This window comes from Telluria sp. Soil_C_11 (assembly GCF_057657395.1).
Map to the genome: position 1 here is coordinate 54,785 of NZ_JBDGIN010000007.1, position 20,937 is coordinate 75,721.

Consider the following 20,937-nt stretch of genomic DNA (forward strand, 5'->3'; position numbering starts at 1 on the left):
GACGACGTTGATACGCCGCGGGACTACGTTGATCGCCTGTGGGCGCTTATTTGACCCGCTGCTTCTCCAGCTTCCGCGCCAGCGTCCGGCGGTGCATCCCCAGCCTGCGCGCCGCTTCCGAGATGTTGAAGTCGGTCTCGGCCAGCACCGCGTGGATGCGTTCCCATTCCAGGGTCTTGATCGAGGTGGAGCGGTTCGTGAGTTCCAGCTCGGTGCTGCCGGCGACGTGGCCGAAGGCGGCTTCGATGTCGTCGGTGTTGGACGGCTTGGCCAGGTACTGGCAGGCGCCCAGCTTGATCGCTTCGACCGCGGTGCCGATGCTGGCGAAGCCGGTCAGGACCACGATCAGCATCTCCGGGTTGTGCGCAACCAGCATCTGGACGCAGGCCAGGCCGGAGCTGTTGCCCTTCAATTTCAGGTCGACCACCGCATAGCCCGGGGTGTGGTCCTTCAGCAGCGCCTCGGCTTCGTCCAGGCCGGGCGCCTGCAGCACCTTGTAGCCGCGCCGTTCGAAGGAGCGGCCGAGGGTGCGGGCGAAGGCCTCGTCGTCCTCGATGATCAGGAGCAGCCGTTCGGCGTCCTGCAGGGTGTCTTCTTGGTTCATTCGTTCTCCAGCGCGATCGCCTTCAGCGGCAGGGTCAGGCGCACCTCGGCCCCGCCCTCCGGCCGGTTCGCGGCCGATACCGTACCGCCCAGGGTGCGCGCCACGTTCACCACCAGGAACAGCCCGAGGCCGCCGCCCGGCCGGCCCTTGCTGGACTGGTAGGGTTTGCCGAACTGGGCCAGCATGGCCGGGGCGAAGCCGGGGCCGCGATCCCGCACCGACAGCAGCAGCGTGCCATCCTCGGCGCTCGCTTCCAGGCCGACCCAGTCGGGCGAGGCTTCCAGCGCATTATCCAGCACATTGTCGATCATCTGCTTGAGGGCCGAGTCGAAGGCCACCGGCAGGTCGTGCGTGATCCGGTTCACGTAGGAGAATTCGCGCACGGGCCGGCTGTCCTGCCACTCCTCGGCCAGCTTGTCCATGAAGCCGCGGATGGTGGTGCGCACCGCCGATTCGCCGCGCGCCTCGCCGGCCGACAGCAGGATGCCGCTGACGATCGACTTGCAACGCTTGAGCTGGGCCTGCATCTCGTCGATCTCTTCGATCAGGTCGGGGTTCTGCTTGAACTCGCGCATGCGCTTCCAGTCGCCCAGGATCACCGAAAGCGTGGCCAAGGGCGTGCCCAGTTCATGGGCGGCGCCCGAGGCCAGCAGGCCCATGCGGACGATATGCTCTTCCTCGGCGGCGCGCTGGCGCAGGTCGGCCAGCTGGGCCGCCTTGCCACGCAGGGTGGTCGAGATGCGCGAGATGAACACCACCAGCAGCGCGGCGTTCAGCGCGAAGCAGATCAGCATGCCCTGCACGTACAGGCTGGAAATGCCGCGCGCGTGGTCGAAGGGCAGCGGCAGCGGCTTGGCGAAAATCGAGAGCCCGGCCAGGCAGGCCAGCGTGATGCCGACGATGGTCCAGGTCGACCAGGCTTCCAGCAGCACCGCCGACAGGATCACCTGCAGCAGATAGAGGAAGGCGAAGGGATTGGTGGTGCCGCCCGACAGGTAGAGCTGCATGGTCAGGCTGGCGACGTCGACCAGCAGGGCCAGGAACAGTTCGTTGTTGGTGACGGGACGGTGTTCGTGCCAGCGCAGGTGGCTGGCGACGTTGAAGGCGATCAGGCAGGCCAGCACCTCGAGCATCTGCACCAGCGGCAGGCGGACGTCGAACACCAGGATGGCGCCGGCGATGGTGGTGATCTGGCCGATGACGGCGATCCAGCGCAGCTCGATCAGCTGCAGCATGTTCTTGTGGCCGGCGACGTATTCCACATCGGCGGCAGTGTTCTTCAGTACCTCAGTCGTCGTTGTCATCGTTCCCTGCAAGGCCGTTGCGCGCTCCGGCGCCGCGCGCGGCCCACCACCACGCGCCCGCCACCATCAAGGCAAGAGCATACCAAGTCACGGCGTACACCAGGTGGCTGTTGTGGAAACTGACGACCGTGAGGCCGCCCTGCGGCTGGTCGGGCGAGCCCGGCGGGTTCTGGCCGGCGGCGGCGTCGATGAAGAAAGGCGCCGTCAGGGAGCCCGGCAGGCCGCGCGCGGCCGCGATCGCGGCGACGTCGCGCGCGTACCAGCGGTTGGCCGCCGGATCGTTGGTGCGCAGGAAGTAGCCCTTCGGTTCACTGATGCGCAGCAGGCCGACCAGCTGCACCGCGCCGCCAGCCACCGTCGCACAGGGATAGCCCTCGGACTTGCGCGGCTCGTAGCGCGTGCGCGCGCCCGGATCGGCCGGGATGAAACCGCGGTTGACCAGGATGACGTGGCCGTCGGCCGTGCACAGCGGCGTCAGCAGCCAGTAGCCGCTGCCCTGCTCGGTGAGGGCCTGGACCGGGGTCGTGTATTCGTAGAGATAGGTGCCGGCGACCTGCACCCGGCGGTATTCGTCGGATTCGGCGGTGATGCCGTCCCAGCGCGCCACCGGGGGCGGCGCCACCGGCGCGGCGTGCACGCGTTGTTCGACGCGTGCGATCAGGTCCAGTTTCCATTGCAGGCGATAGACCTGCCAGGTGCCCAGACCTGCGAAGAGGACGATCAGCAGCAGCGCAAGGGCCGCCAGAACCAGGCGTGGAAGCCGCCTGCCGGCGCCCTGCTCCGGGTCGCCGGACGCTGCTGCTGCGTGATCGCTTACTGACATTTACTGCCGCTTTTACTGCATATCGTGCATGCCATGCACGGACGAGCCTTCGTTGCTCATGTTCGGCATCATGTTGGCGTTCATGTGGTACATGACCCAGATCGAGCCGGTCAGCACGATGAACAGCAGGATCACGGTCAGGATCATCGCCATCATGTTCCAGCCGCCCTCGGACTTCGAGTTCATGTGCAGGAAGTAGATCATGTGCACGACCACCTGGACGGCCGCGAAGCCGAGGATCACGAACTTGGTCGTGCCGGGCGCCAGCTGGTGGGTCATCACCAGCCAGAACGGGATCGCGGTCAGGATCACCGACAGGATGAAGCCGATCGTGTAATCCTTGAAGCTGCCGTGGGCTTCCATGTGGTCGCCATGGTCGACGCCGTGGCCGTGGTCGTGCCCATGGGCGTGGCCGTGAGCGTGTGCGGTGTGGTGATCGCTCATGGCAGAACTCCCATCAGATAGACATAGGTGAACACGCCGATCCAGACGACGTCCAGGAAGTGCCAGAACATCGACAGGCAGGCGAGGCGGCGGTAGTTGGCGGCGTTGATGCCGTGCTTACCGAGCTGGAACATCAGCGTGACCAGCCACACGATACCGAAGGTCACGTGCAGGCCGTGGGTGCCGACCAGCGAGAAGAACGCGGTCAGGAAGCCCGAACGCCACGGACCGAAGCCTTCGTGGATCAGGTGCGTGAACTCGTCCAGCTCGAGGTACAGGAAGCAGGCGCCCAGCACGCCGGTGACGGCCAGCCAGACCAGGGTCGACTTCGTGTTCTTCTTCTGCGCCGCCAGCATGGCGAAGCCATAGGTGATCGACGAGAACAGCAGGAAGGCCGTGTTCAGCGCGACGGTGCCCAGTTCGAAGATCTCGGCGCCCGACGGGCCGCCCGCGTAGTTGCGGCCCAGTACGGCGTAGGTCGCGAACAGGCAGGCGAAGATGAGGCAGTCGCTCATCAGGTAGATCCAGAAACCGAGCAGCGTGCCGTTTTCCGGGTGATGCTCGACCGCGTAGTAGCGCGAGCTGATGTCGGCGCCGGTGGCGCTGACGGTGTTGGTATTAATCTCAGACATGGGCTTCCAGCAGTCGGGTATGAGCTTCTTCCGTACGCGCCACTTCTTCCGCAGGGATGTAGAAGTCGCGCTTGTAGTTGAACGTGTGGTAGATGGTCACGGCAACGGTCGCGATGAACGCCACCGCCACCAGCAGCCACATGTGCCAGATGATGCCGAAACCGAGCACGAAGGTCACCATCGGGATCACCGGGCCGGCCCAGGTGTTGGCCGGCATGTGGATCGGCACGAAACCGTTCAGCGGGCGCTTGTAGCCGGCCTTCTTCATGTCGGCCCAGGTGTCGTTGTCGTACACGACCGGGGTGAACGCGAAGTTGTAGTCAGGCGGCGGCGACGAGGTGGCCCATTCCAGCGTACGGCCATCCCACGGGTCGCCGGTCACGTCGCGCAGCGCCTTGCGGTTCATGATCGAGACGGCGAACTGCATGATCATGCAGGCGATGCCCAGCGCGATCATCAGGGTGCCGCCCAGCGAGATCTGGAACAGCCAGTGGATCGACGGATCGTCGAAGTGGCTCAGGCGGCGGGTCACGCCCATGAAGCCGAGGATGTACGGCGGGGTGAAGGCGACCCAGAAGCCGATCGACCACAGCCAGAAGGAGCGCACGCCCCAGGTACGGTCCAGCTTGAAGCCGAACATCTTCGGCCACCAGTAGTTCACGCCCGCGAACAGGCCGAACAGCACGCCGCCGATGATCACGTTGTGGAAGTGGGCGATCAGGAACAGCGAGTTGTGCAGCACGAAGTCGGCCGGCGGGACCGCCAGCATCACGCCGGTCATGCCGCCGATGATGAAGGTGATCATGAAGGACACGGTCCACATCATCGGCAGTTCATAGCGGATGCGGCCCTTGTACATGGTGAACAGCCAGTTGAAGATCTTGGCGCCGGTCGGGATCGAGATGATCATCGTGGTGATGCCGAAGAACGAGTTCACGCTCGCGCCCGAACCCATCGTGAAGAAGTGGTGCAGCCACACGAGGTAGGACAGGACCATGATCACGACGGTCGCGTAGACCATCGACGAGTAGCCGAACAGGCGCTTGTTGCAGAAGGTCGCGACGACTTCCGAATAGATGCCGAAGGCCGGCAGGATCAGGATGTACACCTCCGGGTGGCCCCAGATCCAGATCAGGTTCACGTACATCATGGCGTTGCCGCCCAGTTCGTTCGTGAAGAAGTGGGTGTCGAACAGGCGGTCCAGGCCCAGCATCGCCAGGGTGGCGGTCAGGATCGGGAAGGCCATCACGATCAGGATGTTGGTGCACAGCGCGGTCCAGGTGAAGACCGGCATCTTCATCAGGTCCATGCCCGGGGCGCGCATCTTGACGATGGTGACCACCAGGTTGATACCCGACAGCAGCGTGCCGACACCGGCGATCTGCAATGACCAGATGTAGTAGTCCACCCCGACGTCAGGGCTGGCCAGGATGCCGGAAAGCGGCGGGAAGGCCAGCCAGCCGGTGCGGGCGAATTCGCCGACGAACAGCGAGGCCATCACCAGCAGCGCGCCCATGGTGGTCATCCAGAACGAGAAGTTGTTCAGGAACGGGAAGGCGACGTCGCGGGCGCCGATCTGCAGCGGCACGATGTAGTTCATCAGGCCGGTGATCAGGGGCATCGCCACGAAGAAGATCATGATCACGCCGTGGGCGGTGAAGACCTGGTCGTAGTGGTGCGGCGGCAGGAAGCCGTGCGAATCGCCGAACGAGAACGCCTGCTGGGCGCGCATCATCAGCGCGTCGGCAAAGCCGCGCAGGAACATGACCAGGCCGAGGATCATGTACATGATGCCGATCTTCTTGTGGTCGATGCTGGTGAACCACTCGTTCCAGAGATAGCCCCACAGCTTGAATTTCGTGATGGCGCCCAGGACGACCAGGCCGCCCAGCACCACCATGGCAAAGGTACCGATCAGGATCGGCTCGTGGTAGGGAATCGCTTCCCAGCTGAGCCGACCGAAGATCAACTTCATTAAGTCAAATTGCTCGTGCATGATTTACTTCTTCTTCACAGATTCATCGGGCGTGGTGCAGACTTCGCCGTTGTTGGCCTGGGCCAGGCGGGTCGCTGCCGCGTGTTGGGGCATCCGGTTCATTGCCATTTCGCGCGCCTTGCGGGCATCGTCCATCATCATCTTGTCCTGGCAGACGACGCCGTCGGCGACGCAGCGGTTCAGGATGCGATAGTAGAGGTCGTCATCGACGGCGCCCCAGCGGCGGACCGGTTCCTTAATGCTCGGCTTTTCCAGCACCAGGTAGTTGGCCTTGTCGAGCTTGGCGCCGCCGGCGGACTTGACCGAAGCGACCCAGGCGTCGAAATCGCCCTGCGGCACGCCGCGGTAGGCGAACTTCATGTCCGAATAGCCGGCGCCGCTGTAGTTCGACGAGATGCCGAACGACTGCACGGGCTTGTTCTGGACCGCGTTCAGGGTGATCTCCATGCCCGGCATGCCATACACCATGCCTGCCAGTTCCGGCACGTAGAACGCATTCATGACCGAAGTCGCGCTGACCTTGAAGCGCAGCGGCTGGTCGACCGGCACCACCAGTTCGTTCACGGTAGCGATGCCCTGCTCCGGATAGATGAACAGCCACTTCCAGTCCATCGCGACGGCCTGCACCACCAGCGGCTTGGCCGTGGCGGGGATCGGACGGTTGGCGTCGATGCGGTCGAGCGGACGGTAGGGATCGAGCTTGTGCGTGTAGATCCAGGTCACCAGGCCCAGCACGATCACGATCAGGAGCGGCGCGCCCCAGATCACGAGTTCGAGCTTGGTCGAGTGGTCCCAGTCGGGTTCGTACTTCGCCTCGGTATTGCTGGCGCGGTACTTGAAGGCGAACCAGACGATGAGGATCATCACCGGGACGATAATTAACAGCATCAGGATCACCGAGACGGTGATCAGATGCGCCTGCTGCTGGGCGATGTCTCCGGACGGGTTCATCACCACCGTGTTACAGCCCGCCAGGGCCGCCAACAGGGGGGAGAGAAGCAATCCGCGACTTACGGTCTTAGGAATCATGCTTGTGTTTTACGTTACATGGGAAAAATAACATGCTAATGTAACGCCAACGGTGCACGTTTGGCGATTGGACGTTTTGTCCCACCCTTCGCGCTTTTGTTGTCGACGTTTCATCCTGAAGGGGTCCCGGCCCGATTGTCACAAGACCAAAGGAGACGAAATATGCAGCAGAACACAACGACTTACGGCGACGCAGCCGCCGCTCCAATCACCGCCCCGCACAGCGGTGCCCGTAACATCAACTCCCGCGACACCGCGATTGCACCGGGCGACATCGCCGTCGGCGTGGTCATCGGCCGCGCCTCGGAGTATTTCGACTTCTTCGTCTACGCGATTGCCTCGGCCCTGGTGTTCCCGGCCGTGTTCTTCCCGTTCGCCGACCGCCTCGAAGGCACCCTGTACTCGTTCGCCATCTTCGCGCTGGCCTACATCGCCAGGCCGGTCGGGACGCTGTTCTTCATGGCCATCCAGCGCCACTTCAGCCGCGAGATCAAGCTGACCATCGCCCTGTTCCTGCTGGGCAGCGCCACCGTCGCCGTCTCCGCCCTGCCGACCTATTCGCGCTGGGGCGAGTGGGCCATCATCTCGCTCGCCATCCTGCGCCTGGGCCAGGGCTTCGCGCTGGGCGGGACCTGGGACGGGCTGCCGTCGCTGCTGGCGCTGAACGCCCCCGAACACAAGCGCGGATGGTACGCGATGTTGGGACAACTTGGCGCACCGGTCGGATTCATCATCGCCGCTGGCGTGTTTTCCTACCTGATGTCCGAGCTGTCGACCGACGATTTCCTGGTCTGGGGCTGGCGCTATCCCTTCTATGTGGCGTTCGCGATCAACGTGGTGGCGCTGTTCGCCCGCCTCCGCCTGGTCTCGACGCCGGACTACACCCACCTGCTGGACGAGCACCAGCTCGACCCGGTCAGCCCGGTCGAAGTGACGCGCGCCCAGGGCAGCACCATCGTGCTGGGCGCCCTCGCCGCCCTGGCCAGCTATGCGCTGTTCCACCTGGTGACGGTGTTCCCGCTGTCCTGGATCCAGCTGTACGACACCCGCTCGATGGCCGACTTCCTGCAGGTGCAGATGTGGGGCGGCGGGCTGGCGATCGTCGGGGCGCTGGCCTCGGGCATCATCGCCGACAAGTTCGGGCGCCGCAACACGCTGGGCACCCTGGCCGCCCTGATCGCCCTGTTCTCCGGCTTCGTGCCGACCCTGATGGACGGCGGCGCCACCGGCCAGAACACCTTCATCCTGGTCGGCTTCCTGCTGCTCGGCATGTCGTACGGCCAGGCCGCCGGCGCCGTGACCTCGAACTTCCTGCCCCAGTACCGCTACACCGGCGCGGCCCTGACCTCCGACCTGGCCTGGCTGGTGGGCGCCGCCTTCGCGCCCCTGGTCGCGCTCGGCCTGGCCGCCAACTACGGCCTCGGTTTCGTCAGCCTGTACCTGCTGTCGGGCGCGCTCGCCACGCTCGCGGCGCTGAGCGTGAACCGCGCGCTGGAGATCAGGAACTGAGCGTAGAGTAGATCAGAGCAGAGCTTGGGCCCCGGTCGACACCGGGGCTTTTTTTTGGAGGCGCTGTTCCTTTGCGCGGCTCGCTATAATTGGCAGGTTCGGCATGCCGACGGGCGGCTCCCATGCGCAGACGGTTCACTTACGGCCTTACCCTGTTGTTCGCGCTGGCGGCGCTGTGCCTGCCGCCCTGGCTGGCCTTGCGCGAGGCGCAACACCAGGCCTTCGACACCGAAGCGGCCCTGACGCTCGGCTATGCGCGCGACGTGCTGCACCGCACCGACGAAACCGGGCGCCAGGCGCTGGCCGGCATCGCGCTGCTGGCCGGCTCCGGCCTGCCTCCCTGCTCCGACCGTGCGCGCGAACTCATGCGCGAAATCGACCTGACCTCGACCTACCTGCAGGCGATCGGCTACGTGCAAGACGGCGCCGTGGCCTGCTCGTCGATGACCGGCCCGCCGGTGCCGCTCGGCGCGCTCGCCTTCCGCACCGCACAAGGCATCGGGTTCTACCTCGACGTGCCGGTCCGCACCCCCAACGGCCGCCCCCTGCTGGCGATCGAAAAGAGCGGCTACGCGGCGCTGGTCCACCGCGACCTCCCGCTCGACATCTGGACCAGCGTACCCGGCGTCTCCCTGGCAAACATCCAGCTGGACCAGCGCCGCGCCACCATCCGGCACGGCTACATCGACCCCGCGTGGCTCGACAGGCTCGGCGAGCGCCCGACGGTCACCTTCAGCGACGGCCGCTACCTGGTCACGATGGCCCGCTCGGGGCAGTTCCGCAGCGCCAGCGTGGCCGCGATTCCGGTCGCGCAACTGGAGCAGCGCAGCCGCGAGAACGCCCGCCGCCTGGTGCCCGCCGGCGTGATCGCGGGCGTGGCGGCGGCCGCCGCGCTGCTGCTGGTGGTGCGCCGGCAGATGTCGCTGGCGGCCGCCTTGCGCGCGGGCCTGCGGCGCGGCCAGTTCTACCTCGACTACCAGCCGCTGTTCGACCTGCGCAGCGGCGGCTGCGTGGGCGCCGAGGCCCTGCTGCGCTGGCGCGACGGCGCCGGCGAACTGGTGTCGCCCGACCTGTTCATCCCGGTCGCCGAGGCGAACGGCATCGTCGGCCGCCTGACCGAGCGGGTGCTCGACGTGATGGCCGACGACGCCGGGCATTTCCTGGCCAGCCATCCCGGCTTCCACGTGGCGATCAACCTGTCGCCGGCCGACCTGCAGTCGCCCGCCATCGTGGTCCTGCTCGACCGCTTCATGGCGCGCACCGGCGCACTGCCGTCCAACCTGATCGTCGAGATCACCGAGCGCGGCTTCGTGCACCTGGAACGGGCGCGCGAAGTGATCGAAGCGCTCCACATGCGCGGCATCGAGGTGGCGATCGACGACTTCGGCACCGGCTACTCCAGCCTGTCCTATCTCGAGTCGCTGGATCTCGACTTTTTGAAGATCGACCGCTCCTTCATCGAATCGATCGGCACCGGCGCGCCGACCAGCCAGGTGGTCAGCCATATCATCGGCATGGCCCACACGCTGGACCTGCGGATTATCGCGGAAGGGGTCGAGAACCGCGAACAGGCGCACTTCCTGCACGCGCGCGGCGTGAACTACGCGCAGGGCTGGCTGTTCGGCAGGCCGGGCGCCTTCGGGCAGGCGGCCGAACTGCACCGCGCCGGCCTCGCCACCCGGCTGGTATCCATGTCCCGGGCGGCGCCGGCGGCCCGGCCGGAACGACCGTCCTGACCGCGCGGCCGCCGCGACGCTCAGCCGAGCGCCGTATCGAGCACCGTCATCAGGATGAAGCCGAAGATCAGCGCCACGCTGGCCCAGGTGCCATGGCCGTTCTGGTGCGACTCCGGCACCACGTCGTTGGCGATCACGAACAGCATCGCGCCGGCGGCGGCCGCCAGCGCGACCGGCAGCATGCCGGCCGAGATGCCGATCAGGGCCACCCCCGCCACCGCCGCCACCGGTTCGATCAGGCCCGAGGCCACGCCCAGCGCGGCCGAGAGCCCGCGCCCGTAGCCGACCGTGCGCAGCGCCAGCGCCACCACCAGGCCCTCGGGCACATCCTGGATCGAGATGCCGGTGGCCAGCGAATTCGCCTTGCCGAGGTCGACGCCGGCATAGGCGACGCCGATCGCCAGCCCTTCCGGCAGGTTGTGCAGCGCCACCGCCCAGACGAACAGCCAGGCCCGTTTCAGGGAATGGGCGTTGCGGGCGTCGGACGACTGCAGGATGCCATCGGTGCTGATCACGCGGTCGAGCGCCAGCAGCAGGCCGGCGCCGATCAGCACTCCCGCGCCCACGCTCAGGCTCGCGCCCCAGTTGCCGGCGCCGCCGGCCTTGGCCGCGGCCAGCGCCGGAATGATGAGCGAAAACGAGGTCGCGCCCAGCATCACGCCGGCGCCGAAGCCGAGGAAGCAGTCGTAGGTCCGCTTCGAGAAATTCTGGGACAGCAGCACCGGCAGGGTGCCGAGCGCGGTCGCCGCGGCCGCGGTCCCGCCGCCCAGCAGCGCGGCGCGCAGGTTGGGTGCGCTGCCGAGGAGCTGGCGGAACAGGCTGGAAAGCAGCACCATGCAGCCCAGGCCGCAGATCAGGAAGCCGAGCGCCTTGCGCGCCGGATGATGCGATGCTGCCCCCATGGGCCTGGCCTTCTGCACGCGCGTGTCCATACGATTCCTTGGTCCATCCTATATAGAAGCACAGCCGCCACGGGGCGGCTGTTCTCGGGTGAGGGTGCGGCGGGCTTACTTGCCCTTGCCCTTGCCCTGTACGGTCTTGCCGTCCGCCATGGTCTGCTTGCCCATCCCCAGCTCGGCGCCGGTCGGCGGGTCGATCGACGGATCCGATCTGGTCCGTTCGGTCATCGCGCGCAGGATGTCGATGTCCTTGGCAGGCAGCTTGACCTCGGCCTCGCCGCTGCCGCCGTCGACCGCCGCCTGCTTCTCGCGGTCGGTGACGAAGTCCCAGTTCTCGCCCTGGTTCCAGGAACCGCGCATCTCGCCCGGGCCCTGCGACATATTGAAATAGGTGTCGGCAAAGCGCGGGTCGCCCGGCAGTTTCCCCGGCGGGAAGTTCGGATTCATCGAGTACAGCGCCTTCTCGAAGGATTTCTGGTGCGCGATCTCGCGCGTCATCAGGAAGCCCAGCGCCTCCTTCACGCCCGGGTCGTCGGTGCAGGCGATCAGGCGCTCGTAGACGATCTTGGCGCGCGCTTCGGCCGCGATGTTCGAACGCAGGTCGGCGCTCGGCTCGCCGATGGTGTCGATGTAGGCCGCGGTCCAGGGCACGCCGGCCGAATTGACCAGCGGCGTACCGGCGCCATACAGGATCTGGGTCACGTGGCTGTCGTTGCCGGCACCGTTGATCTTGCGGTACATCTCGGCGGCACTGTCGGCGGCTTCGGCCAGCTCGCCCTTGGCGCCCTTGTTCAGCATCGCGACGATGTCCCCGATGATCTCCAGGTGGCTGAGTTCTTCGGTGGCGATGTCGAACAGCATGTCCTTGCGGCCCGGATCGTCCTCGCTCACGGCCTGGGTAAAGTAACGCATCGCCGCCGCCAGTTCGCCCTGCGGACCGCCGAACTGTTCCAGCATGAGATTGGCCAGGCCCGGATTCGGGTCGCTCACGCGCACCGTGTACTGCAGTCGTTTGTTGTGTGCAAACATTCCCTGTCCTCCGATAGTGTGGGTACCTGCGCCGGAAACGCGTCCTGCCCCGCCGGCGCAGCCTGACAGCCGCCCTGTTGTGCGACTGGCCATGACCCATGATCTCAGGCCTGGATTGACCAGTAATCAGAGATGCCGCCGTGTCCGTGTAGGACTCGAAGCGACAGCCAGTTGATGTAAACCAATAGCAATGTAATAATGCAATTTAATCGAGTAATAGCGTTTGACTATCAGATCGATAGGTTTTTTTCGTATGAAAGGCCCTGCGCTTCCAGCGATCGTTTTTTCCAGGCTTGACCGCAGCGTGCACGTGCATCGGTCGCATTCGCTTGCAGGGGTCGCGGTCGAGTATGAAAACTGATCCACCTGATATTGGAGGAGTAAGGATGGAGCACCGCCACAGCCTGCGCGACGCCGTTCCGGCCGACGCCGACGCCATTGCCGCCATCTATAACCATTACGTCGAGACGACGCCGATCTCGATGGAAACCGATCCCGTGACGCCTGACGAGATGGCGCGCCGCATCGCCGAGGTACAGGGCGGCGCCCTGCCCTGGCTGGTGCTGGCCGGGGAAGACCGGGTGCTCGGCTACGCCTATGCCAGCAAGTGGCGCGCGCGGCCCGGTTACCGCCACGCGGTCGAATCCAGCGTCTACGTCGCCCCCGGCCAGCGCGGCCGCGGACTCGGACCCGTTCTCTACCGCGCCCTGCTGGCGCGGCTGGAAGGCCGCTTCCATACCGTCATCGGCGGCATCGCCCTGCCGAACGCGGCCAGCATCGCGCTGCACGAACGGCTGGGATTCCGCCAGGTCGCCTGTTTCACCGAAGTGGGCCACAAGTTCGGCGCCTGGGTCGATGTCGCCTACTGGCAGCTGACCTTGCCCTAGCCCTTCCCTGCGGGTGACGGCCTGGACGGGCCGGGCCATGGGTCCTTCGCTGACATGCGCTTGCGCCGCACTCCTACGCGACAGCCATGGCGTGCGCTCTAACATGCATGCATCCGTCGACAATACAGACATTCAAGCAAGGAGAGGATGATGTTTTCTCTGAAAAAACTCAGCCCGTCCATCACCGACATGATCCGCTTCGATCACTCGCACGTGATGGTGACGTTCCACCAGTACACGAAGGACAAGCGCCCGAGCGTCAAGAAAGCGCTGGCCGAAACCATTTGCGACGCCCTGGAAATCCACGCCACGCTGGAAGAGGAAATCTTCTATCCGGTGATGCGCCCGCGCGCCACCGACCAGAAAGTGATGGAGAAAAGCGAGCCCGAGCACATGGAAATGCGCCGCCTCATCCATGAACTGCGCGCCACCGATCCGCGCGACACCCGCCACGACGAACTGGTGTTCGAGCTGATGCGCGACGTCCAGCACCACGTGGCCGACGAGGAAACCGTGCTGCTGCCCGAAGCCGAGGCCTCCCTCAGCAAGGACCGCCTATCCGAACTGGGCAGCGAGATGACCAGGCGCCGCCTGGAACTGGTGACGCCGAAGGCCGGCAAGATCGCGAAGAACACCGCGGTCGGCTTCTCCGGCAGCACCGCCGCCGTCGTGATGGGCGTGGCGGGCGCCCTGTTCGCGGCGCGCGCCTTTACCCGCAAACCGACCTGAGCCGAAACCAGGCCCTCCTTCCCGCAGCGGCGATGCCGCCTGCGCTCCCCCGGCACGCGGCGCCATGCCCGTGCCATGCCCGCCGCCGTCGCGGCGGGCCCTATCCGTCCAACCGCACGCCGCGGCTCAGCATGTCTTCGAGTCCCTGCTGCGACAGCGCCGGGCTGAAGTAATATCCCTGCATCTGGTCGCAGTCGTGGTCGCGCAGGAAGACCAGCTGCTCGCGCGTCTCCACGCCTTCCGCGATCACCTTCAGCTTCAGGCTGTGGCCGAGCGCGATGATGGCGCGGGTGATCACGGCGTGGCCTTCGCGGTCGACGTGCCCGAGGAAGGAACGGTCGATCTTGATGTGGTCGACCGGGAAGGCCTGCAGCTGGCTCAGGCTCGAATAGCCGGTGCCGAAATCGTCGATCGACAGGCGCACGCCAAGCCGCTTCAGCTGCGCCATCACGTCCTTCGCCTCGTCCGGACGGTCCATCAGCAGGCTCTCGGTCACCTCCAGTTCCAGGCAGCCCGGCGCCACGTTGTGCCGGCGCAGGCACTCGCCCAGGCGCTCGACGAACTGGCGCTGGCGCAGCTGGCGCAGCGACAGGTTCACGGAGATGACGAAATCGGTGATCCCGAGCGCGTGCAGCGAGCGCAGCGCGCCGCAGGCCTCGTCGATCACCCATTCGCCGAGCGGCACGATCAGGCCGGTCTGTTCGGCCACGGGAATGAAGCTGTCCGGCCCCATCAGGCCATTCTCCGGGTGGTTCCAGCGCACCAGCGCCTCGGCGCCGACCATCCGGCCGCTGCGCAGGTCGACCTTGGGCTGGTAGCCGAGCACCATCTCGCGGTTGCCGATCGCGCGTCCGAGGCTGGCTTCGAGCAGCAGGTGCTGGTGCACCATCCGGTTCAGCTCATGCGAGTAGAACTGGCAGTTGTTCTTGCCCAGGCTCTTGGCGTGGTACATGGCGGCGTCGGCGGCGCGCATCACCTTGTCGACCGTGCTGCCGTCGCGCGGGAACAGGGCCACGCCGATGCTGGTGCCCGGCACCACCTCGGTGCCCTCGGCCACCACCGGGGCGGCGACGCTGCGCCGGATACGCTCGACCAGGTCGGCCACCTGCTCCGGCGTGCCCTGGTCGTTGATCACCAGCACGAACTCGTCGCCGCCGACGCGCGCCACCGTGTCTTCCTCGCGCATGTTGGCGCGCAGGCGCGCGGCGGTCTCGCGCAGCACGATGTCGCCGACCTCGTGGCCGAGGTTGTCGTTGATGTGCTTGAAATTGTCGAGGTCCAGGAAGGCCAGCGCCCCCAGCATGCGGTTGCGCGCGGCGAACTGGATCGCGTGCTTGAGCCGCTCCTGCAGCAGGGTGCGGTTGGCCAGCCCGGTCAGCGGGTCGTGGTGGGCCAGGTGGTGCAGGCGGCGTTCATAATGCCGGGCCTCGGTGACGTCGTTGATGACCGCGACGAAATGGGTGACCTCGCCATCGGCATTGCGCACCGGGTCGATGCGCAGGTCGTTCCAGAACAGCTGGCCGTTCTTGCGGACGTTGCGCAGCACCGCGCTCACGCTTTCGCGGCGTTCCAGGGCGTCGTGGATGCGCTTCTGCTCCTCGACGTCGCAGCCCTCGATGCGCATGAAGCGCGGATCGAGGCCCTTGATCTCGGCCAGCGTGTATCCCGTGATGCGCTCGAAGGCCGGGTTGACGTACTCGATGCGGTTGTCCTTGCCCTCGCAGCAGGTGATGACGATCGCGTTCACGCTCGCGTAGATGGCGCGCTCGCGCACCTTGAGCACGTGCTCGGCCTGTTTGCGGGCGGTGATGTCGAGTCCCGTGCCGAACACGCAGGGCAGGCTCCCCAGGCTGGTGCGCGAACACTGGAACAGGTAGCTGGTCCGTTTGCCGTGCTTGCCGATCAGCTCCGCCTCGTGGAAGGAAGTGCCGTATTCGAAGGCGTCGAGGATCTTCTGGACGATGTGGGCGCGCTCGGACTTCTCGAAGAAGAACTTGACCTCGACGGTAGGCAGTTCTTCGCTCGCCATCTGCAGCGCTTCCTCGAGCTGGTGGTTCCACAGCAGCAGGCGGGCGCTCTGGTCGATCACGTAGAAGACACAGGGCAGTCCTTCGATGATGTCGTTGACCGGCAGGTCCTGGATCAGCGAGTAGCGCGACGGCGCGGCGCCGCCGCGCGGCACGACGATGACGCTGTAGCTCCCCGGCTGTTCCGGATCGAGCGACTGCGGCGCCACCGTGACCCGCACCGGCAGGCGCCGGCCGTCTGCGCAGATCAGGCTGCCGACGCTGTCGACGTCGACCAGGGCCTGGAGCGACACGGCCTTGCCGGCGCCGGCATCGCCGAATTCGACCAGGTCCCCGAGGGTACGGCCATGCATCTCGGCGGCGGTGTAGCCGGCGAGTTTTTCACAGGCCCGGTTCCAGCTCAGGATCGCGCCGCGCGGATCGGCGACGAAGACCGCAAGCGGCAATGGGGAGAGGTTCAAGAGGCCTCCAGGTCCAGACAGGCTGGGAGAACCATCATACGCCGGCGCGCCGGCGCTGGCGCGCGATACGCCGCTAGCGGCCCAGCCAGTCCAGCAGGTGCGGCACCAGCCAGGGCGCCACGATCGCGGTCAGCACGCCGTTCAGCCCCATCCCCAGGCCGGCAAAGGCGCCCATTTCCGGGCTGACCTGGAAGGCGCGCGCGGTGCCGATGCCGTGCGCGGCGACGCCCAGCGCCAGGCCGCGCGCCGCGTGCGAATCGACGCGCAGGGCGTTCAGCAGGGAGCGGCCGGTAATCGCGCCGAACACGCCGGTGCAGATCACCAGCACCGCCGTCAGCGCGGGAATGCCGCCGAGGTGTTCGGAAACCGCCATCGCGATCGGCGAGGTGGCGGACTTCGGCGCGATCGTGCGCGCCAGCTGGGGCGAGGCGCCCAGCAGCACCGCCACCCCGACCGCGGTGACGATCGCGGTGACGCAGCCGGAAAGCAGCGCGCAGGCCAGCGGCAGCAGGCTGCGGCGCAGGCGCGGCACCTGGCGCGCAAGCGGCAGCGCCAGCGCCACCGTGGCGGGACCGAGCAGGAAGTGGACGAACTGGGCGCCGGCGAAATAACGCTGGTAGGACATGCCGCTGGCCACCAGCACCAGGCTGATGATGGCCACCGCGATCGCCACCGGATTCGCCAGCGGCGAAAAGCCGCAGCGCTCGAACACCCAGTAGGCGAACACGTAGGCGCACAGGGTCAGCGTCAGGCCCAGCAGGGGCGAAGCCGACAGGTAGACCCAGAAGTGGCTGATTTCCGAGAAATTAAACACCGCCGTCCTCCTTGCCCTGCGGCGGACGGCGCGGCGTCAGGGCCTGCAGCACCAGCGCGGTCACGGCCAGGGTGGCGAGCGTGCTGACCAGCACCGAAGCGCCGATCGCCAGCCACTGCCCGCTGCCGCTCGACGCGGCAACGACGATGCCGACGCCGGCCGGCACGAACAACAGGGACAGGTGGCGCAGCAGCTCGTTGGCGCCCGCCTCCACCACTTCCTGCAGGCGCGGGACGGCCAGCAGGGCCGCCAGCAGCAGCAACATGCCGGTCACGGGACCGGGCACGGGCCAGCCGAACAGGAACACCAGGCCTTCGCCCAGGCATTGGAATACCAGCAGAACGGCAAATGCGGTCAGCAACTTTGACTCCGGGAACATGGGAACCCGGCGAGGATAGCAGCTTCCGGCAGAGCGCGTGCGGGGAACGGTCGTCGTCCCCGCGCAGCCTGTTCCGTCGTCCCCGCGCAGGCGGGGATCCAGGTTTGTCAGCGCAAACGCTATCCGAACCGCACCTGGGTTCCCGCCTGCGCGGGAGCGACGTTCAAGCTGCGGCCGGCTCGGCCGCGGTCTTCAGGGCTCCGCGTTTGAGCTGGTCGCGCTCCATCGACTCGAACAGCGCCTTGAAGTTGCCCTCGCCAAAGCCTTCGTCGCCCTTGCGCTGGATGAACTCGAAGAACACCGGGCCCAGCTGGTTTTCCGAGAAGATCTGCAGCAGCAGGCGCTTGGCATCGCCCTCGACCTTGCCGTCGACCAGCAGGCCGCGCGCCTTCAGGGCGCCGACGTCTTCGCCGTGGCCCGGCAGGCGGCCTTCCAGCATCTCGTAATAGGTTTCCGGCGGCGCCGCCATCAGCGGGATGCCGGCGGCGCGCAGGCCGTCGACGGTGGCGAAGATGTCCTCGGTCAGCAGGGCGATGTGCTGGATGCCTTCGCCGTTGAAGCGCAGCAGGAATTCCTCGATCTGGCCGCCGCCGCTCTGGCTTTCTTCGTTCAGCGGGATCCGGATCTTGCCGTCCGGCGCGGTCATCGCCTTCGAGGTCAGGCCGGTGTACTCGCCCTTGATGTCGAAGTAGCGGATTTCGCGGAAGTTGAACAGCTTCTCGTAGAAGCCGGCCCAGTAGGCCATGCGGCCGCGGTAGACGTTGTGGGTCAGGTGGTCGATGATCTGCAGGCCGTGGCCCTTCGGATGGCGCTCGACGCCGTCGATCCATTCGAAGTCGATGTCGTAGATGGACTTGCCGTCTTCGAAGCGGTCGATCAGGTACAACGGCGCGCCGCCAATGCCCTTGATGGCCGGCAGGCGCAACTCCATCGGACCGGTCGGGATCTCCATCGGTATGGCGCCCAGTTCCAGCGCGCGCGCGTAGGCCTTGTGCGAATCCTTGACGCGGAAGGCCATGCCGCAGGCCGACGGGCCGTGCTCGGCGGCGAAATAGGCGGCCGCGCTCTTCGGCTCGTTGTTGACGATGAAGTTGATCTCGCCCTGGCGGTACAGCACCACGTCCTTCGAACGGTGCACGGCCACCTTGGTGAAGCCCAGCTTCTCGAAGATCGGTTCGAGCAGGCCCGGGGTCGGCGAAGCGAATTCCACGAACTCGAAGCCCATCAGGCCCATCGGATTCTCAAACAGGTCAGCCATTGTCTTATCCTCTATCTCATTAGTATGTGTACTGCTACTCGCCGAATACGTCCGCGATCAGCCCCCGCAGCCACTGGATGCCGGGGTCGTGGTTGAAGCGCCGGTGCCAGAAGACGTTGGTCTGCAAGGTCGGCAACACCAGCGGCGGTTCGATCCACTTCAATCCGAATGGCGCCGCCGCGCTCTCGGCCAGCTTCTGCGGCACCGTCACCACCAGGTCCGAGGTGGCGACGATGTACGGCACCGCGGTGAAATGCGGCACCCGGAACCGCGCCTGGGCCGTCACCCCGGCCTTCTCGAGCAGCGCGTTGATCCGGTCGTAGGGGCTCTGGGCCGCGTCCACGATCAGGTGCGTCGCCTGCACGAAGCGCGCCAGGTCCACCGCGCCCCGCGCCAGCGGATGTCCCTTGCGGAACATGCTGACGAAGGGCTGCCGGAACAACTGGCGCTGGTACAAGGCTTCCGACACCTCCTCGAAGGCGCCGATCGCCAGGTCCACCCTGCCCGTTTCCATGTCGTCCTTCAGGCTCAGCGGATTCGCCCGCCGCGACGCGATCTCCACCCCCGGCGCCAGCGCGCGGCAGCGTTCGATCAGCACCGGCATGAAGTACACCTCGCCGACGTCGGTCATGGCCAGCGTGAAGCGGCGCGTGCTGGTCGCCGGTTCGAAGCGGCTGCGCTGGCTCAGCGCCAGCGCGACCTGGGCCATCGCGGCGCCGATCGGCTCGGCCATCTGCTGCGCCAGCGGGGTCGGCTGCATGCCGTGCGCGGTACGCACGAACAATTCGTCGCCGAAGGTGCGGCGCAGGCGCGCCAGCGCATTGCTGACGGCGGACTGGGTCAGGCCGAGGCGGCGCGCCGCGCCGGAAATCTGGCGCTCGCGGTAAACCTCCTGGAACACGGATAACAGGTTCAGGTCGATGCTAGTCGGTTCGATCATGTACTCGATAGGGTTATTGACGCGGTAAATAGTCTACATTTTTATATTCACCTCGTAAAATTCCCTTTCCTCCTCTACAGTGACGGAAACACCACTCTGTACGTACCAGGAGACTGCCTTGACCGACGGATACATGAGCGGATTCGGCAACGAATTCGCCACCGAAGCCCTGCCCGGCGCCCTGCCGGCGCACCGCAACTCGCCGCAGCGCGTGGCCTACGGCCTGTACGCCGAACAGATCTCGGGCACCGCCTTCACCGCGCCGCGCGGCCACAACCGCCGTTCCTGGCTGTACCGGATCCGCCCGGCCGCCATGCACGGCGCCTTCGTCCCCGTCGAACAGACCCGCATCGCGGCCAGCTTCGAGGGCCTGGCGCCTTCGCCCAACCAGATGCGCTGGAGCCCGCTGCCGATCCCGGACACGCCCACCGACTTCATCGACGGCTGGGTGACCATGGCCGGCAATGGTGCGCCTGGCGCGATGGCCGGCTGCGCGATCCACCTGTACGCCGCCAACAAGCCGATGACGGGGCGCTACTTCTACAGCGCCGACGGCGAGCTGCTGGTCGTGCCGCAGCAGGGCCGGCTGGCGATCGCGACGGAACTCGGGCTGGTGGAGGTCGAGCCGCAGCAGATCGCGGTGATCCCGCGCGGCGTGCGCTTCAGCGTCGGCCTGCCCGACGGCGCGGCCCGCGGCTACATCTGCGAGAACTTCGGCGCCCTGCTGCGCCTGCCGGATATGGGGCCGATCGGCTCGAATGGCCTGGCGAATCCGCGCGATTTCCTGAGCCCGGTGGCGCGTTACGAAGACGTCGAAGGCGAGTTCGAACTGGTCGCCAAGTTCGGCGGGCGCCTGTGGACCGCGCCCATCAAGCATTCGCCGCTGGACGTGGCGGCCTGGCACGGCAACTACGCACCCTACAGGTACGACCTGCGCCACTTCAACACCATCGGCTCGATCAGCTACGACCACCCGGACCCGTCGATCTTCCTGGTGCTGCACGCGCCCACCAGCGTGCCGGGCGTGGACGACCTCGATTTCGTGATCTTCCCGCCGCGCTGGCTGGTCGGCGAGGACACGTTCCGCCCGCCCTGGTTCCACCGCAACGTGGCCAGCGAATTCATGGGCCTGATCCACGGCGCCTACGACGCCAAGGCCGAGGGCTTCGTGCCGGGCGGCGCCAGCCTGCACAACTGCATGAGCGGCCACGGCCCGGACGCCGCCACCTTCGACAAGGCCAGCAGCGCCGATACCAGCAAGCCGCACAAGGTGACGGACACGATGGCCTTCATGTTCGAGACCCGCACCCCGATCGTGGCCACGCCGCATGCGCTGCAATCGCCTCAGCTGCAAGCCAACTACCAGGAATGCTGGGCCGGGATCGGCAAGCACTTCGACCCGCGGCGTCCCTGACGCCTTCGGCAGACGGCACGGGC

General features: G+C 66.4%; 19 protein-coding genes. 5 read left to right on the forward strand and 14 right to left on the reverse strand.

Features of this window, described 5'->3' with window-relative positions:
* Positions 1-46 precede the first annotated feature (46 nt).
* From AC3A6M_RS13465 to cyoA, 7 genes are read right to left on the reverse strand one after another with little or no spacing between them, the layout of a single operon-like run.
* Entirely contained in the window at positions 47-604 is a 558-nt protein-coding gene (locus AC3A6M_RS13465; protein WP_487853221.1) for a response regulator transcription factor, read from the reverse strand.
* Complete coding sequence (locus AC3A6M_RS13470; RefSeq protein ID WP_487853222.1) at positions 601-1,908, reverse strand: ATP-binding protein; 1,308 nt, start codon at positions 1,906-1,908, stop codon at positions 601-603. The genes AC3A6M_RS13465 and AC3A6M_RS13470 overlap by 4 nt, the downstream gene beginning before the upstream one ends.
* On the reverse strand, positions 1,892-2,731 hold the full coding sequence (locus tag AC3A6M_RS13475) for an SURF1 family protein (RefSeq protein WP_487853223.1): 840 nt from the start codon (positions 2,729-2,731) through the stop codon (positions 1,892-1,894). Before AC3A6M_RS13475 ends, AC3A6M_RS13470 begins: the two co-directional genes overlap by 17 nt.
* Before the next feature lie 12 nt (positions 2,732-2,743).
* Positions 2,744-3,175 carry a cytochrome o ubiquinol oxidase subunit IV gene (cyoD, locus tag AC3A6M_RS13480; RefSeq protein WP_487853224.1) on the reverse strand — a complete coding sequence of 144 codons (432 nt, stop codon included), beginning with the start codon at positions 3,173-3,175 and terminating at the stop codon, positions 2,744-2,746.
* Positions 3,172-3,807, reverse strand: coding sequence for a cytochrome o ubiquinol oxidase subunit III (gene cyoC / locus AC3A6M_RS13485; protein ID WP_487853225.1), 636 nt, complete (start codon positions 3,805-3,807; stop codon positions 3,172-3,174). Before cyoC ends, cyoD begins: the two co-directional genes overlap by 4 nt.
* Positions 3,800-5,803, reverse strand: coding sequence for a cytochrome o ubiquinol oxidase subunit I (cyoB, locus tag AC3A6M_RS13490; RefSeq protein ID WP_487853226.1), 2,004 nt, complete (start codon positions 5,801-5,803; stop codon positions 3,800-3,802). The genes cyoC and cyoB overlap by 8 nt, the downstream gene beginning before the upstream one ends.
* A 3-nt stretch (positions 5,804-5,806) precedes the next feature.
* The gene (gene cyoA / locus AC3A6M_RS13495; protein ID WP_487853227.1) at positions 5,807-6,832 is read right to left on the reverse strand and encodes a ubiquinol oxidase subunit II; all 1,026 of its coding nucleotides are present in this window, start codon (positions 6,830-6,832) and stop codon (positions 5,807-5,809) included.
* Positions 6,833-6,994: 162 nt separating this feature from the next.
* On the opposite strand from cyoA, the gene AC3A6M_RS13500 reads away from it, so the two are divergent.
* Both AC3A6M_RS13500 and AC3A6M_RS13505 read left to right on the forward strand, forming a co-directional pair.
* Complete coding sequence (locus AC3A6M_RS13500; protein WP_487853228.1) at positions 6,995-8,341, forward strand: MFS transporter; 1,347 nt, start codon at positions 6,995-6,997, stop codon at positions 8,339-8,341.
* Positions 8,342-8,463: 122 nt separating this feature from the next.
* Positions 8,464-10,077, forward strand: a complete 1,614-nt coding sequence (locus AC3A6M_RS13505; protein ID WP_487853229.1) for an EAL domain-containing protein — start codon at positions 8,464-8,466, stop codon at positions 10,075-10,077.
* A 20-nt stretch (positions 10,078-10,097) separates the two neighbouring features.
* Here AC3A6M_RS13505 and AC3A6M_RS13510 read toward each other — a convergent pair whose 3' ends face one another.
* Together AC3A6M_RS13510 and AC3A6M_RS13515 are read right to left on the reverse strand one after the other, a co-directional pair.
* Positions 10,098-10,979: a ZIP family metal transporter gene (locus AC3A6M_RS13510; protein ID WP_487853230.1), complete on the reverse strand. Its 882-nt coding sequence runs from the start codon at positions 10,977-10,979 to the stop codon at positions 10,098-10,100.
* 105 nt (positions 10,980-11,084) lie between these two features.
* Positions 11,085-12,005 carry a manganese catalase family protein gene (locus AC3A6M_RS13515; RefSeq protein WP_487853231.1) on the reverse strand — a complete coding sequence of 307 codons (921 nt, stop codon included), beginning with the start codon at positions 12,003-12,005 and terminating at the stop codon, positions 11,085-11,087.
* A gap of 386 nt (positions 12,006-12,391) precedes the next feature.
* Here AC3A6M_RS13515 and AC3A6M_RS13520 point away from each other — a divergent pair, with 386 nt between their 5' ends.
* Positions 12,392-12,892, forward strand: a complete 501-nt coding sequence (locus AC3A6M_RS13520; RefSeq protein ID WP_487853232.1) for an arsinothricin resistance N-acetyltransferase ArsN1 family B — start codon at positions 12,392-12,394, stop codon at positions 12,890-12,892.
* A gap of 150 nt (positions 12,893-13,042) precedes the next feature.
* Entirely contained in the window at positions 13,043-13,621 is a 579-nt protein-coding gene (locus AC3A6M_RS13525; RefSeq protein ID WP_487853233.1) for a hemerythrin domain-containing protein, read from the forward strand.
* Positions 13,622-13,721: 100 nt separating this feature from the next.
* Here the strand turns inward: AC3A6M_RS13525 and AC3A6M_RS13530 are convergent, their stop codons facing one another.
* From AC3A6M_RS13530 to AC3A6M_RS13550, 5 genes are all read right to left on the reverse strand, one after another.
* Positions 13,722-16,109, reverse strand: a complete 2,388-nt coding sequence (locus AC3A6M_RS13530) for a sensor domain-containing protein (RefSeq protein WP_487853234.1) — start codon at positions 16,107-16,109, stop codon at positions 13,722-13,724.
* Positions 16,110-16,182: 73 nt separating this feature from the next.
* Entirely contained in the window at positions 16,183-16,923 is a 741-nt protein-coding gene (locus AC3A6M_RS13535) for an LrgB family protein (RefSeq protein WP_487853235.1), read from the reverse strand.
* On the reverse strand, positions 16,916-17,284 hold the full coding sequence (locus tag AC3A6M_RS13540; protein ID WP_487853236.1) for a CidA/LrgA family protein: 369 nt from the start codon (positions 17,282-17,284) through the stop codon (positions 16,916-16,918). The genes AC3A6M_RS13535 and AC3A6M_RS13540 overlap by 8 nt, the downstream gene beginning before the upstream one ends.
* 181 nt (positions 17,285-17,465) lie before the next feature.
* Positions 17,466-18,560 (reverse strand): 4-hydroxyphenylpyruvate dioxygenase, encoded by a 1,095-nt coding sequence (hppD, locus tag AC3A6M_RS13545; RefSeq protein ID WP_487853237.1) that lies wholly within the window; start codon positions 18,558-18,560, stop codon positions 17,466-17,468.
* Positions 18,561-18,594: 34 nt separating this feature from the next.
* The gene (locus AC3A6M_RS13550; RefSeq protein WP_487853238.1) at positions 18,595-19,500 is read right to left on the reverse strand and encodes a LysR family transcriptional regulator; all 906 of its coding nucleotides are present in this window, start codon (positions 19,498-19,500) and stop codon (positions 18,595-18,597) included.
* Between the two features lie 133 nt (positions 19,501-19,633).
* Between AC3A6M_RS13550 and hmgA the strand changes: the two genes are divergently transcribed.
* Entirely contained in the window at positions 19,634-20,914 is a 1,281-nt protein-coding gene (hmgA, locus tag AC3A6M_RS13555; RefSeq protein ID WP_487853438.1) for a homogentisate 1,2-dioxygenase, read from the forward strand.
* Positions 20,915-20,937 lie beyond the last annotated feature (23 nt).

Bases quoted from the DNA above. Each gene is read 5' to 3' on its own strand.
- AC3A6M_RS13475 (WP_487853223.1), bottom strand. From the start codon at position 2,731: ATGTCAGTAAGCGATCACGCAGCAGCAGCGTCCGGCGACCCGGAGCAG.
- hmgA (WP_487853438.1), top strand. From the start codon at position 19,634: ATGAGCGGATTCGGCAACGAATTCGCCACCGAAGCCCTGCCCGGCGCC.
- AC3A6M_RS13500 (WP_487853228.1), top strand. From the start codon at position 6,995: ATGCAGCAGAACACAACGACTTACGGCGACGCAGCCGCCGCTCCAATC.
- cyoB (WP_487853226.1), bottom strand. From the start codon at position 5,803: ATGCACGAGCAATTTGACTTAATGAAGTTGATCTTCGGTCGGCTCAGC.
- cyoC (WP_487853225.1), bottom strand. From the start codon at position 3,807: ATGTCTGAGATTAATACCAACACCGTCAGCGCCACCGGCGCCGACATC.
- AC3A6M_RS13550 (WP_487853238.1), bottom strand. From the start codon at position 19,500: ATGATCGAACCGACTAGCATCGACCTGAACCTGTTATCCGTGTTCCAG.
- AC3A6M_RS13520 (WP_487853232.1), top strand. From the start codon at position 12,392: ATGGAGCACCGCCACAGCCTGCGCGACGCCGTTCCGGCCGACGCCGAC.
- AC3A6M_RS13510 (WP_487853230.1), bottom strand. From the start codon at position 10,979: ATGGGGGCAGCATCGCATCATCCGGCGCGCAAGGCGCTCGGCTTCCTG.
- hppD (WP_487853237.1), bottom strand. From the start codon at position 18,560: ATGGCTGACCTGTTTGAGAATCCGATGGGCCTGATGGGCTTCGAGTTC.
- AC3A6M_RS13505 (WP_487853229.1), top strand. From the start codon at position 8,464: ATGCGCAGACGGTTCACTTACGGCCTTACCCTGTTGTTCGCGCTGGCG.
- AC3A6M_RS13470 (WP_487853222.1), bottom strand. From the start codon at position 1,908: ATGACAACGACGACTGAGGTACTGAAGAACACTGCCGCCGATGTGGAA.
- AC3A6M_RS13515 (WP_487853231.1), bottom strand. From the start codon at position 12,005: ATGTTTGCACACAACAAACGACTGCAGTACACGGTGCGCGTGAGCGAC.
- cyoA (WP_487853227.1), bottom strand. From the start codon at position 6,832: ATGATTCCTAAGACCGTAAGTCGCGGATTGCTTCTCTCCCCCCTGTTG.
- cyoD (WP_487853224.1), bottom strand. From the start codon at position 3,175: ATGAGCGATCACCACACCGCACACGCTCACGGCCACGCCCATGGGCAC.
- AC3A6M_RS13525 (WP_487853233.1), top strand. From the start codon at position 13,043: ATGTTTTCTCTGAAAAAACTCAGCCCGTCCATCACCGACATGATCCGC.
- AC3A6M_RS13465 (WP_487853221.1), bottom strand. From the start codon at position 604: ATGAACCAAGAAGACACCCTGCAGGACGCCGAACGGCTGCTCCTGATC.